This is a genomic window from Bacillus sp. Bvel1, assembly GCF_014872755.1.
GTDB classification, from domain to species: domain Bacteria; phylum Bacillota; class Bacilli; order Bacillales; family Bacillaceae; genus Bacillus; species Bacillus velezensis.
The window spans coordinates 197,467-210,758 of sequence record NZ_JAAOBZ010000007.1 but is presented as its reverse complement, the minus strand read 5'-3'; the positions used below and the strand labels follow the sequence as shown (position 1 = coordinate 210,758).

Below are 13,292 nucleotides of genomic sequence, written 5' to 3'. Positions count from 1 at the left end.
AGATGTATAAAACGGGGAGCGTGTCATTCGATATTAATGCCGGACGGTCAAACGGTCGAACCACTAACATACAATTTATGACGCAAGATACGGGCAGCGCCAAGCTGTCCTTTTCTTTTGTGAAGGATGGCGTACCGTTGCCTTTGTCAGCATTGGATGCAAAAATCGTTCTGCTATATGCTGACGGATCATTTTATAAAAAGAGTCTTACACTTATAGATAAAGTCAATGGTACAGCTGAATACATTTTGTCTGATGAGGAACTGAAGCATTACGGAACTGTTAAGGCTGAAATCAAACTATATTATACAAACGGACAATCCCTGGTAACTTCATTTTTCACCTTTTCTATCGCTAAAACGTTAGAAGATCAGAACATCATTCCGACAGCTGACTACTACATTGACGACTTTGAAACGCTGAGAGACGGGGTAAACCAAACCGTTAAAGAAATCAGTCAAACCGTTGGGGAATTACGGGAGAAATTTGCCGATCTCGAAGCTGTTGAAACGAAAAAGGGCTCGCAAGAAAAGGCTGACGCTGTTCAGGCGAATCTTGATAAGCACTCAAAGGATAAAAGTAACCCACATGGAGTAACAAAAGCGCAGATAGGGCTATCTGCCGTAACAAATGACGTACAAGCAAAGAAAGAGGATTTTGACAAACACACCTCTGACACTTCAAACCCGCACAAGGTTACTGCGGCACAAGTTGGACTTGATAAAGTCGATAATATCAAACAGGCTGATTACTATGCTTTTCGACAACACGATAACAACGGAGAAAGACATACATCAAAATTTGAAAAGGATAAATGGAATGCAGGACAGCTCTTTAAATTAACGGAAGATAATGGGCTAGCGAAGTATCTAAGCGGTGCTGATTTCAATACGGTAACGGATACAGGCTTATACTATATGAGCAGTGTCACGACAGCATTAAATGCGCCCGTGAATAATAACGGGTATCTATTCGTCCACAACTACGGAACGTATGCATATCAGGAATATACGTCCTATAGCAGCAGCGACTCAACGTCGTCAGGCCGCCGAAAGTTTATGCGTAATAAAATCTCAGGCTCGGATTCTTGGACGTCATGGCGTGAGTTTGAGTCAGTGGAAGGGGCGCAGTCAAAAGTCGATGTTCATGCCGATAAAACGGATATTCACGTAACAAAAACTGAAAAAGACAAGTGGAATGGCGGCCAGATGACGAAGTTGACAAAGGATGACGGAAAACGAACACAATTAGTAAATGAGACAGACGTTCTAGCGTTAAGTTCAGGTTATTATTATGCGAATGGCACATCAGTCAAAAACAATCCTGTTGTAAATGATAGTTCTTGGTTCAACTATGATGTTATCGAAGGCGATTCCGGAAGAAAGTCCATCATAGCTTGGCGTAGCCATGATAACACTTTGTGGCATACCACGGTTCATACTAACGGTGTTTTTAAAGGATGGAAACGGCTCATTACAAATAATGATTTTGAAAATCCTGTGTGGCAAAATATTACGCTGAAAAACGGTGCTACCGTGGGGACACGCACGCCAATATATGCAAAATCGGGTTCTTTGTTGTTATTACGAGGTCACGTAAGGGTAGATGCAGAAATTATTTTTGGGTCAATACCAGTTGAGTACACGCCGATAGGAGGGGCTGTCGTTTCGGTTGCTCTAAGCGGAACAGGGGGAACGGCAAATTTGATTGTATACGATGATGGTGACTTAAAGATTAAATATCCAACGCCACTTGATTCAAATAGATTAGATGGTTTTTATATAGATGTATCTGTGCCGCTACAAACAGGAGGAACTGCAACATGATTCAAGCATACAAGTATGGAGAAGATTTTATTTTTATCGGACCTTCTATTATTAGCGAAGTAGATGAGCAAGGAAATTATATTATTCCTGAAAATTGCACGCTAATTCAACCACCTTCATTTTTTAAGCCGAAATTCGATCCTAGCAAGCAAGTATGGGTAGAAGCGGCAACACGAGAAGAAAAGGATGCCATATTAGAGCAGGCAAAAAGTGTACGAGAACCAACAGCTGTTGATATTCTCAAACAACAAAATGCCGCCATCATGGAGCAGCTGGCAGAAGCTCAAAGCGCAGCCGAGGAACAGTCAAAAATATTGGCTGACTTGCTTCTTATGTTAGCAGAGGGAGGAAAAGCATAGTGGATTGGTTTTCAAATATAAAGACTATTTATGGCTGGGGCCGAAACTATTATACGAATGCTAATGTCGCCCGTTTTGTTGAATTGAACAGAATTACTGAAGAGCAATATAAACAAATCACTGGTTTAACCTATCCCGCTACAGAACAGCCAATCAGTGTGGATGTGGGCGGGACAGGGAGCTAATAAACACCCGCAGAGGTGTTTTTATTTTGCCTCAAGGGAGGTGATCAACAAATGGAGGGAATACAAGTGTGGATGAACTTTGAAAGCTTACAGATCGCAAGAACATATCTTTTCGGGGAGGTGAAATACCTTGACTTACTTCTCATCCTCAGTATTCTGGATGTCGTGACAGGAATTATTAAAGCATGGAAGCTCAAGAAGCTTCGCAGCCGTAACGCATGGTTCGGGTACGTCCGTAAGATGCTCAGCTTTTTAGTTGTAATTGTGGCTAATGTTATTGATACAATCACAAATTTGAACGGTGTTCTGACTTTCGGGACCGTTCTTTTTTATATCGCAAACGAAGGACTGTCCATTACGGAGAATTTGGCGCAGATCGGCGTTAAAATCCCGGCCGTCATCACTGACCGGCTACACGTAATTGAAAGCGACAACGATCAGACAAAAGAAAAAGACGATCAGGCGGCTGGTTAATCCGGCTGCTTTTTTGTATTCAAAAACAGAATAGGAGAGATTTTTATGTCAGCATACAGAAACCAATATATTGATATTAACAAATGGACGCGGCCGGGAATCAAAAACAACGGCGTGAAGAAACTGGTGGTGCATTACACGGCAAACCCCGGCGCGCCTGCTGCCAATCATTATAGATACTTTGGTCAAACGCTCCCCGTACAGAACAGAAATCTGTCTGAGAAAAAACAGACGTTTGCATCGGCACATATCTTTGTCGATCGTACAGAGGCTATTTGCATCATTCCGTTGAATGAGGTGGCCTATCATGCGAATGACGTTCAGCAATTCGTTAACGGGCAGCCTTACCGGGGTGTCGCGGCGTTGAAACCGAATGCAAATTTCTTATCTATCGGCGTGGAGCTTTGCATTGAAAAGAACGGCACTTTCCATCCGGATACCATCGCTCGTGCAGAACAAGTTTGTGCCGAGCTGTGCAAAATGTATAAACTCGATCCAATCAATGACATTGTTCGACATTACGATATCACACATAAAATCTGCCCGGCGCCGTGGGTAAGCAACTCTCAAGGGTTTGCCGATTTTAAGACCCGTGTTAAAAAGCGAATGGCCGGCGTGGTTGTAACGGTGCCAGTTGTATCAAATCCAGATGTTACCCATACAGATAAAGGAAGATTCATCAAAAACACGGTGGTTTCAAGTGATGGCCTTGTTTTACGTACACAACGGAGCGCTTCTTCTTCCATGGTGCTTAACCTGCCGAATGGCACGGTTGTAAAATATCAGCTTGGATCAACTGTCAACGGATGGGGATATGTTGAATACACCAATTCAAAAGGCCAGACATTCCACGGATATGTGAATGTCTCCTATATTAAGAGTGATAATGAGCTGAAAAGCGGCGGCAAAAAGAAGGTAAAAGCCTCAAAGCCTAAAACCACTCAAAAATCAAAATTCAGCTTGCCTGCGGGTAATTTTAAAGTCACAAACCCGTTAACCCGAGGGGAGTCTGTAAAACAGATCCAGACTGCGTTAGCGGCTCTTCATTATTATCCAGATAAAAACGCAAAAAACTTTGGTATTGATGGTGCGTATGGACCGAAGACGGCGAATGCAGTGAAAAGATTTCAGGTGATGAATAGTTTAACTCCTGACGGAATTTATGGGCCGAAAACCAGAGTTAAGATTGAATCATTATTAAAATAACTAAAGCCCTCTTTATACAAGGAGGGTTTTCCTGTAATTATTCTCTTTTTATATGACTATTTCATTAAAATTTCATTTATAGTAATATAATCTAGTGAAAAAATATGAAAAGGGGATAAAATATGTCTCTCGTTAGTCCGGTTTTTTTATTTAATTCCTTAAATACAAAAAGAGGCGGTATGACCAAAGCAACAATACATAGAGCGAATACACTCGTTTCAGAGTATAAAGAAACTCAATTTCTAACCATTCTTTTTCAAAAGAATCATAGAAGTATCATTCAAAATCTTTATAATACCAATGAACTGGATGAAAGAGTGAAGGTTTATAATTTATTCAATGATCTAGATCCTTTTAAGAACAGTAAAGAAGATCATCGTATAAAAGGGAATCCGAATAAAGAAGAAGAAGGCTTCATCGTTTTTAAAGCAAACAATGCTTTTCGTTACTTCAAAGATGGTCTGTATGTAAAGTACAAAAAGTTCGATAACAATGGACGGCTTGCATATATTGATTACATGAATGAAGCTAGACACAGGCTTCGCAGAGAAGAATATAACGAGGATGGTTATTTAGTACGTGAACGCCAAATGGATTTGTTCAGCAACAAACCAAAGTTAGATCGTTATTTCGGAAAGGATGGGAAATGTTATCTCACAACATGGTTAAAGCCTAAAGATGAAGAGATATTCCGCTGCAATCTTTTCTATCCCGAGCCTTTAGAATTTAAGAACCTAGAAGACCTGGCGGCATATTGGATAGCTAATCGAACAAAAGAGATTGAATCACCAATCATCATGTCTGACAACCCTAAAAATTTCAGTTTATTATTGGATAAAAGATTATCTGATGTGAGAAAAGTTGTTGTGTTGCACACTAATCATTACGATTTAAATGAGAAGGGTGAATTTGAATTAAGTCAACAATATAATGCTTTATTCAAGAACCCTGATAAATTTGATCAGATTGTGTTTTTGACTGAGGAACAAAAAAATGACTTTTCAAACGAGTTTGGAGAGCGATTGAATTATCGCGTTATTCCACATGGAATAAGTAAACCTGACACTGAGAAGGATAATTCTAAGGTTAATCCGCACCTAGCGGTAACTTTGTCCCGCTATCATAAAGAAAAGGGTCTAGAGGAAGCTATAAAGGCATTCAAAAAAGTAGTTGATGTTATTCCAGATGCGAAATACGAAATTTATGGCACGGGTGAGCATGAAACATACTTTCAAGAACTAATTGAAAAATTAAACTTAACGAAAAATATTGAATTAAAAGGATTTACAGACAACAAAATTGAGGTTTATCAAAAAGCAGCTTGTTCAATCCTCACTTCAAAATCTGAAGGATTTGGACTAACCATTCTTGAAAGCTTAGCCGCAGGTACACCGGTAACATCATATGATATTAAATACGGCCCTAAAGATATGATACAGAACGAGAAAAATGGTTATCTAGTTAAAACCCAAAATGAATTGGCAGACAGGGTAATAAAAATCATGTCTGAAGAAAAGACAAGAAAACGTTTGTCTAAGAGCACGAAGTCTATATTTAAAGGGTTTGGCCAGAAAGTTTACCAGAAAGCATGGTTTGCCTTGTTGAATGAATAAAAAAACAGCTCCTTCTATCAGATGAAGGGGCTGTTTGTTGTATGAGACTCTTTAAGGTTGATCATTGAAAACACATATCTTTAGTTTATTTTATTGCAAAGGTGGTTGGTATGCTTGATCGGCAATAATGAAGTGACTTCCAGATCTTACGTATGAATTTTTTGCGAGGACGGCATTGTCATTTAAGTAGGGAATTTTCCAAAATATGATCAGTTGGTCAACACTTTTTATTTTGTCGCCTATTCGAGCAGCTAGATCTTCGCTATACGTCTGCGTTATTTTTTTTGCTCTTTCGGGAGTATTTTTCAGATTGAATGACAAATGAACTAATGCGATGTATTGCTTTTCTTTATTTTTACTCATATCTTGATTCAATTCAATTTTATCGATAGAGACGTTTTTTAAATTGTTTTCAACTAAATCATTGATTTGATCTTCTTCTGTTTCATTTTCTATAACAGTAGTCGTATCCTCATCTTCATTCTGTTCATCTTCTCGCTTACTAATTAAGCCTGTTTCAGATATAAAATTTAATTCATCATCGTCAAATTCCAGAGTAACTGTTGATCCACTTTCTAACCCATCTTTCCCTGAATAAACGTATTCTTTAGAACCTGCATATAAATTGCTTTCTGATCTAGCTTTCCCGCCAACTATTTTCTTAACTTCCTCATAAGTCATGCCTTCTTTAATTTTATGAAATGTTTGTGGAGTTATAGCTGCTTCATGTTCATCTCCAAATTTAAAAATGAATCTGTTTGCAAGAGACATTAGAAGCAGGATTGACAAACATCCAATCGTAAGTTGAATTCCAAATTTTCTAGTAGACTTTAAAACAAGCAGACACAACCCCATGAATATTCCAACTATCATTAGGGCTGCAAATAGTGAATAAAATAAAGACATAACTTCCTCCTAGATTTAAACGATGATTCCATTTTAAAGGAATAGAGGGTGTTTATCCATAGTTTATTTAAGCGAAGAAATAACGAATTGAAAAAAATGAAACAGAGGGAATTATTTCATAAAATCTATAGACAATTGTTTATGGATTGTGTATAATAAATATATAAGGAGGTGAGGAAATGCTAGACAACATGATAAAAATCCTTCAAATTATCTTCTACGTTGTATCTATCGGATGGATTGCCCAACAATCAAACGATAACGAGAAGAAAAATAAGAAGGATTAAATAGTTAGGGAAGCGAGTTAGCGGCTCGCTTCTCAATATTATTATAATCAGTCTAGCATAAAAAATGAAGAAAAATCAAAAATTCATCTTTTCGTTAATCCTTTTGAGTGTTGCAGCAATTGGTGTGCGTTCGTTTTGGACAAACTCATTTATGACGTCTGTAATGGCTATTGTAGTGGCATTAACAGTGTATGCTATCCTAAAAGACATTATAAGGAGAAGATAACATGGAATATCATTTAAACAACCGTCAGGAGGTCGAGGACTTCATTCGACGTGAAGTCCTCACCACCAAAGAAGCAGCAGAGTTGCTGGGAGTGAACCGTCAGCGAATAAGCCAGCTTATAAGCAGTGGCAAGCTCAATCCGATTAAAAAGCTGAGCGGCATCAGTTTGTTTCTTCGGACTGATTTAGAGGAGAAGAAAAAAGAACTGGAAGCTGGTCGGAAGAAGTACCGCCCGTATGACGAATAAGAAACAAATATTTCTAAATTTCAGCAAATAAGGTATACTTATTTTGGGAGGGGGGAAATTTTGGAATACCTTATTTACTGTGACGAGTCTACTAAAAGAGGAAAGCTTTGCAGTAATTTTTACGGCGGGGCTTTAGTTAAATCAATACACTTAGAAGATGTTACTAATAGATTGAATAAATATAAAAGCGAAGCAAATATAACTGGTGAAGTAAAATGGACCAAAGTTACTGCTCCATACTTAGAAAAATATATTGGTTTAATGGATATCTTTTTTGATTTATTACAAGAAAACAAGTTGAAAATGAGAGTTATGTTTCAACAGAATTTAGTAAGTGACGATATAACTAGACACTTTACTAAAGAAGAACATGAAGAGTCTTATTTTAAGCTTTACTATCAATTTATAAAACACGCTTTTGGTTTGAAATATTCTAATTTAACTAATGAAAAAATCAATTTACGTTTATATTTTGATCAATTCCCGGATAAGAAAACAAAAGTTGATAAATTTAAAAACTTTATATATGACTTAAGATTATCTGACGATTTTATAAATGCAAATCTCTCGATACGGTATGATGATATTGTTGAAGTTTCTTCGCACGATCATGTTATATTGCAATGTGCTGATATAGTGACAGGAGCAATGTTTTTTAGGTTAAATAAACTTCATTTAGAAAAAAATGAAGAAACAGGTAAACGTGGGAAAAGAACAATTGCTAAAGAGAAGCTTTATAAGCATATTCATAAACGAATATGTGAAATCAGATCAAATTTTAACGTGGGTGTTAGTACAAGTAATGACGGTGATATAATAAATAAATGGAATTATCCATACTCCCACTGGAAGTTTACTCCTTCACAAGTTGTGAAAAAAACCTTGCATTCTTAGTCTGACTTATGTATAATTGGGTTACAAATTACAAATATTGTGTATTAGCCCTGTCGATCCGAAGGCTTGCGTCCCTACGTGAGCTACTGACGTAGGTGAGATGGGGCTTTTCTTTCTACATTGTACTCTGAGCTCAGCGTCACCCCTGAGCGTAGATAAGGAGCCGAGTTCAACTCTCGGGATTACTATTAGGTTGATTGTCTGGACAGTTATTATAGGGTTAGGATTGATCAATTTGAGTATTACACAGGGGGCGATAGATATGAATAATCTGGGTATTATAACAGTATTCGCAAGCAGTATTCAAGCTTACCTAATAAGTAATATAGCGGGCACTCCTTTGAGCTGAGAGTATGATTAGTGAATTCTCCCATCTGGGAGTTTTTTTATTTCTATAAAGTCCTTACCTGCCTAAGATTACTTCACTTTGATGCAATTACACCTTTATTTAGACTTTAACAGTGTACGAATGCCGCCGTCATTCCCTGTTTTTCTTCAAAGCATATCACGTTATAAATTAATCGTATAATTTCCGTTCGAAATTGCCATTTGGTTTATATATCATTTGAAAATTATAAGGATGTACATTCGAGTGTGGAAAGAATATTATTAAAAAAATAACACAAAAATAACAAAAATCACATTCAAGGATGAAAATGCGTGAAATCGTTTCTGCTTAAGAAGTGCTCAAAAGCGTGAATCTAAAGGGAAATAACACATTATGAAAGTGTGCGGTAAGTGAACAACTTATTTATAATATGATTCCTAAAACGAAAAAAACCCTTGATGTGACAAGGGTTCAAGAGGGTTAGTTAACCGTTTTCTTTAAAATAACACCTTATTTTATCCAGATCGAGGATGCTTCCGAAAGTTTGCTGAACTTTTTGTGAGGCATTCTCTTTTTTTATTAGTTTCATTGTTTGAAAAGAAATAAATTGAGTGATGCGGCATCCGCCTTATTTCGCCGAAAAACCGTCTCGAACTATATGTACGTGAACATATGACTGAATGTAAGAAAAAAAGAAAAATGGGGAATCATATCGTAAACAATATCATTGCTCGCACTGTGATGACACGAAACTTGGTTGAGACATGGAATGAAATGCCCGATGCCGAAGTGCAACTGCAGAATGGGCGCTGAGGGGGAGTGTCTTGTGCACCGATCCTTACAAAAGAGAGTAAAAGAAGGGAAAGCCCCTTCTTCTAATTAATCCATCCTTCAAAAGTTGCGCGATAGAACCCTTCGATTATTTCTACTTTCTTAAGGTAATAAGTAACACCATTTTTAACAGTTGTATTTGGGATATCCCATCTATGAAGGTAATCCATTGTAAAAGAATCTTTGGTCGCTTGTGTCGAAATTTTTGTTTGAGTTAAGTCGCTATTTGTATTGCCAGGGCTGGATGCAAAAGCAGGGGAAGCGGAAACGAGTAAAGCGAGAGACAAGGCAGAACCAGTTAAAACTTTTTTCAATTTCATTTTAAACACTCCTTTGTTTTTAATACAATTGTATTATTAAATAAAATACAATAATAACCAAGAGGTTTTTTGTTAATATTTTGTGAGCGCAGCGTGAATTTTGTTAGGGGAGTGGATGGCAAAAGGGGCAATCCTTTCATCCGCTGTTGCGGCTTATTTCAGGATACTGATATGTATATAGAGAAAAAGAGTTGATTATTGCTGGCCTCTGGTGAGCTGCAGCCTTTGAGTGAGTGTTTGCTTTAGCTATTCCAGCGCTGTTCCAACGGGAAAGGTGAAACAATTGTACAAAAGTAAAAACTTTATTTAAAATGTTATAAATACTAATTTTCAATATAGGAGGTTATCTGGTGGCAGAAAAGAAAAAAGCTTTAATCATTGTGGATGTACAAAAAGCTTTCGATGATAAAAAATGGGGAGAACGAAATAACGTAAAAGCGGAAGAAAACATTAGTAAAATACTGAAATTATGGAGAGAAAAAGGATGGACAGTCATATACATACAACATATTTCTGATAAACCTGGTTCTTTATTTTATCCAAAAAATGAGGGGGTTGCTATAAAGGAAATCGTTAAACCTATGGATAAAGAGGTCATTATAACCAAGAAAGTAAACAGCAGCTTTATCGGGACTAATCTAGAAGAGATTTTAAAATCAAATGATATAACAACTGTCGTAATAACTGGTTTGACTACGCCCCATTGTGTTTCAACAACTACAAGAATGAGCGGTAATTTAGGGTTTGATACCTACCTCATTTCAGATGCAACAGCAGCCTTCGGAATGAAAGACCAAAATGATACATATTATGATGCCGAGACTATTCACAATATATCTCTGGCTACATTGCATGACGAATTTGCCACAATATTAACGACTGATCAATTAATCAATGATTTTATAAAAACAAACTGATTAACATTATGGCTAAGGCCGACGGTGGGTATAGGCGGCTGAAAAGCATATTCAGGCGCATACAAGGACCTCGTCTGAAAAAAGGCATCTGCTTCAGATGCTTTTTTGTTTCTTATAAAACGGGCTGGTAAAAAATGATCGGCGCGGTTAACGGTCTGATTCGGCTTCGGTTTTGAATAACAAAAGGTTTTACTAATCAGCGAATTATTCAAGATTTTTTGGCTTGTGCTGAGTCTGGTGTCTTTTGATTTCCTCGAATAGATTGGCTTGATCATCTTTTTGTGGCTGAGGCTCTTTGTTAAGACATTTTGGGTCGATCACATTTTTAAGATCTTTGATGGTTAAAGGCTTACAGTCATCTTTTAATTCGTAGGCTAATTGTCCATTAGCTTCTAAAGTGGCATAATTAATTGAAATGCCAAGAAGCCTTAAACGCATTTCGAGTTGATCTGCTGTCAGTCTCAGCTTCTTTAAGTTTTGTATATTAGTTGGCCGTCTTCTATATCGAATTTAGATTTTCCGGTTAAAAAAAATCAATCCAGTTTACTTTTACTTGAAACCATTCCATCAAAATTAAAGCACTAAAAGGATAGACGCAGCGATTAATGTTTTCAATAAACTGGTTTCTAAAATGGGATGAACGATAATCGTACCGATTGAAATCATCACCATTGTCTGTGCGATGGTCATTTGTGCATTGGATTTTCTCCCTGAAATTCTCAGTAAAATCATTCCGAATGCAATTATAATTAATTCTTCCCAAGCAAATCTCATGTTATCACCCTGGATTGTGTTTTATCAAAAATGAAAGAGCAAGTAAGAGGTTTCTTAACGTTAGCTGGGGAACTCAGGCGTCGATAAAACGTTCTGGATTGATAGAGTTGAGACTCGGCTTTTGGATAGACACGCGGGAGAGAATTTTAGTTTATGTGTTTTTGCGTCTAAAAGCAGAAACATTACAACTAATAATGATCATCGGATGTAATAAAATTACGCACCTAGGTGCTATATGCTGGATCAATTATAAAATGGAGTGAAACTAAAAAAAGGGGCAAAGCCCCCTTATATTAGCAGCTTTTTAGTTGTTACTTGAGACAATCATTCCGCCGTCATGAAAAATCAGCTTTTGTAGACGGCTGTCCAAGTGCCATCAGCACCATGGAAGGTTATGTTGTCTAAATAATAGGTGATTCCATTCCGGTAAATTGAAGTAGGATAATCAGGGCCATAACCATTAAGTATGAACGTCGCCAAAGCAGATACTTCCTTCGTTTTGCTTTCTGCAGAAGGTGTATCAGCAGGACCTGCGGCAAAAGCAGGGGCGGCAGAACAGAGTAAAGCGAGAGATAGGGCTGAGCCGGCTAAAGCTTTTTTCATTTTCATTGCAAACACTCCTTTTCTTTTTTTAATACAATTGTATTATTACATATTATGTTAAACATGTACATGCCTATCTTTGTTAATTTTTTGTGAACAAACAGATAATCTATTTAAACGCAGAGATGTAATAAGTATGATGATGAAGCAATTATCATCTATAAAAATAAGATCAGGAAGCAGATGATTTTCTCGAAAATCATCTGCTCTTGCGAAATGAGGAGTTACATGACATTTACGGAACGGGCGGTAGCCATTATCAAACAGATTCCTGAAGGAAAAGTGATGACGTATGGTCAAATTGCCGGTCTTGCGGGAAGTCCGCGGGGAGCGAGGCAGGTTGTGAGGATTCTTCACTCCATGAGTAAAAAGCATCGTCTTCCTTGGCACAGGGTCATCAATGCAAAGGGTGAAATCGGATTAAGAGATGAAGAGATGTTTTCTGTACAGAAGCTGTCTCTTGAAGCTGAGGGCGTAGCGGTCACGTCAGACGGACGGATCGATCTCAATTTATACGTCCATGATCCGAATATGTAAAAAACCTGCCGTATATATCGGCAGGTTTTTCAGTTATATGCTGCAAGCCGGCCAGAAAGGTTTTGCCGGATATAAGGCCATTCCTCCCGAAGGATGGAGTAGTAGGCGGTATCTCTGAGGCCGCCGTCGACAGCCGGAATATGCGCGCGGCGGATCCCTTCAAATTGGGCACCGATCCGCAAAATCGCAGTTCGTGAGCGCTGGTTGCGAACATCGGTTTTCAGCGTCACCCTGACAGCTTGCCACGCGTCAAACGCATGGGTCAGCAACAGAAGTTTACATTCCGTATTGACACCGGTCCGCTGTACGGCAGAGGCATACCATGTGCTGCCGATCTCACACACTTCCGGGGCTGCGTCCGCCGGCCGCGTAAACACTTCCGCATCCATAAACCGCGTGCTTCCGACGATTCGCTCTGTTTCAAGACTCCATACTGCAAATGGCAATGCAAGTCCTTTTTCATAATCGGAAAGCGCACGTTCAATATAACGCTTTGTTTCTTCGATTCCGTCAGGAACATGGGTGTAAGCGTAAGTCGCCCTATTTTCTGAAGCATCTTCACAAAGTGCCTGAGTGTGATCAATCGTCATCGGCTCTAACTGAACGAGTGACCCTTTAAGAATGACGGGCTTCAGCATTCTTATCACAACCTTTTTTTATGAATGGATCAAGTATAGTCGAACGGTTTATCATTCAAAAGGGCCAATTTTAAATTAAAATGGCATGTCAGTGAAATCCTCGATTCAATCTTATGCATAC

At 38.2% G+C, this 13,292-nt stretch carries 14 protein-coding genes and 1 pseudogene; 10 read left to right on the top strand and 5 right to left on the bottom strand.

Going from position 1 to position 13,292, the window contains the following annotated elements:
* Positions 1-2: 2 nt before the first annotated feature.
* The 6 genes from HAP68_RS10265 to HAP68_RS10240 all read left to right on the top strand — a co-directional run bounded on the left by HAP68_RS10265 (position 3) and on the right by HAP68_RS10240 (position 5,663).
* Positions 3-1,826: a BppU family phage baseplate upper protein gene (locus HAP68_RS10265; protein ID WP_046341336.1), complete on the top strand. Its 1,824-nt coding sequence runs from the start codon at positions 3-5 to the stop codon at positions 1,824-1,826.
* Positions 1,823-2,185 (top strand): hypothetical protein, encoded by a 363-nt coding sequence (locus tag HAP68_RS10260; RefSeq protein WP_046341335.1) that lies wholly within the window; start codon positions 1,823-1,825, stop codon positions 2,183-2,185. The genes HAP68_RS10265 and HAP68_RS10260 overlap by 4 nt, the downstream gene beginning before the upstream one ends.
* The gene (locus HAP68_RS10255; RefSeq protein WP_046341334.1) at positions 2,182-2,370 is read left to right on the top strand and encodes an XkdX family protein; all 189 of its coding nucleotides are present in this window, start codon (positions 2,182-2,184) and stop codon (positions 2,368-2,370) included. The genes HAP68_RS10260 and HAP68_RS10255 overlap by 4 nt, the downstream gene beginning before the upstream one ends.
* 51 nt (positions 2,371-2,421) lie before the next feature.
* Positions 2,422-2,844, top strand: coding sequence for a phage holin family protein (locus HAP68_RS10250; protein ID WP_046341333.1), 423 nt, complete (start codon positions 2,422-2,424; stop codon positions 2,842-2,844).
* A 45-nt stretch (positions 2,845-2,889) separates the two neighbouring features.
* Entirely contained in the window at positions 2,890-4,050 is a 1,161-nt protein-coding gene (locus tag HAP68_RS10245) for an N-acetylmuramoyl-L-alanine amidase (RefSeq protein WP_046341332.1), read from the top strand.
* A gap of 122 nt (positions 4,051-4,172) precedes the next feature.
* A complete protein-coding gene (locus HAP68_RS10240) occupies positions 4,173-5,663 on the top strand; it encodes a glycosyltransferase (RefSeq protein ID WP_046341331.1) in 1,491 nt (496 codons plus the stop codon).
* Between the two features lie 90 nt (positions 5,664-5,753).
* Here HAP68_RS10240 and HAP68_RS10235 read toward each other — a convergent pair whose 3' ends face one another.
* Complete coding sequence (locus HAP68_RS10235) at positions 5,754-6,569, bottom strand: hypothetical protein (protein ID WP_046341330.1); 816 nt, start codon at positions 6,567-6,569, stop codon at positions 5,754-5,756.
* 514 nt (positions 6,570-7,083) lie between these two features.
* Here HAP68_RS10235 and HAP68_RS10230 point away from each other — a divergent pair.
* Both HAP68_RS10230 and HAP68_RS10225 read left to right on the top strand, forming a co-directional pair.
* Complete coding sequence (locus HAP68_RS10230) at positions 7,084-7,329, top strand: helix-turn-helix domain-containing protein (protein WP_046341328.1); 246 nt, start codon at positions 7,084-7,086, stop codon at positions 7,327-7,329.
* Between the two features lie 60 nt (positions 7,330-7,389).
* On the top strand, positions 7,390-8,223 hold the full coding sequence (locus tag HAP68_RS10225) for a DUF3800 domain-containing protein (protein ID WP_032859146.1): 834 nt from the start codon (positions 7,390-7,392) through the stop codon (positions 8,221-8,223).
* Positions 8,224-9,426: 1,203 nt separating this feature from the next.
* On the opposite strand, the gene HAP68_RS10220 is transcribed toward HAP68_RS10225, so the two are convergent.
* Entirely contained in the window at positions 9,427-9,702 is a 276-nt protein-coding gene (locus tag HAP68_RS10220) for a hypothetical protein (protein ID WP_003153555.1), read from the bottom strand.
* 350 nt (positions 9,703-10,052) lie between these two features.
* On the opposite strand from HAP68_RS10220, the gene HAP68_RS10215 reads away from it, so the two are divergent.
* Positions 10,053-10,619 (top strand): cysteine hydrolase family protein, encoded by a 567-nt coding sequence (locus HAP68_RS10215; protein WP_003153556.1) that lies wholly within the window; start codon positions 10,053-10,055, stop codon positions 10,617-10,619.
* A gap of 204 nt (positions 10,620-10,823) precedes the next feature.
* Here HAP68_RS10215 and HAP68_RS10210 read toward each other — a convergent pair.
* Together HAP68_RS10210 and HAP68_RS10205 are read right to left on the bottom strand one after the other, a co-directional pair.
* Positions 10,824-11,393 (bottom strand): annotated as a pseudogene (locus tag HAP68_RS10210) (DUF421 domain-containing protein).
* A gap of 345 nt (positions 11,394-11,738) precedes the next feature.
* The gene (locus HAP68_RS10205) at positions 11,739-12,002 is read right to left on the bottom strand and encodes a hypothetical protein (protein WP_003153557.1); all 264 of its coding nucleotides are present in this window, start codon (positions 12,000-12,002) and stop codon (positions 11,739-11,741) included.
* A gap of 222 nt (positions 12,003-12,224) precedes the next feature.
* Here HAP68_RS10205 and HAP68_RS10200 point away from each other — a divergent pair, with 222 nt between their 5' ends.
* A complete protein-coding gene (locus HAP68_RS10200; protein ID WP_014305272.1) occupies positions 12,225-12,533 on the top strand; it encodes an MGMT family protein in 309 nt (102 codons plus the stop codon).
* A gap of 29 nt (positions 12,534-12,562) precedes the next feature.
* Here HAP68_RS10200 and HAP68_RS10195 read toward each other — a convergent pair whose 3' ends face one another.
* Positions 12,563-13,171: a GNAT family N-acetyltransferase gene (locus HAP68_RS10195; protein ID WP_024085521.1), complete on the bottom strand. Its 609-nt coding sequence runs from the start codon at positions 13,169-13,171 to the stop codon at positions 12,563-12,565.
* Between the last annotated feature and the right edge of the window lie 121 nt (positions 13,172-13,292).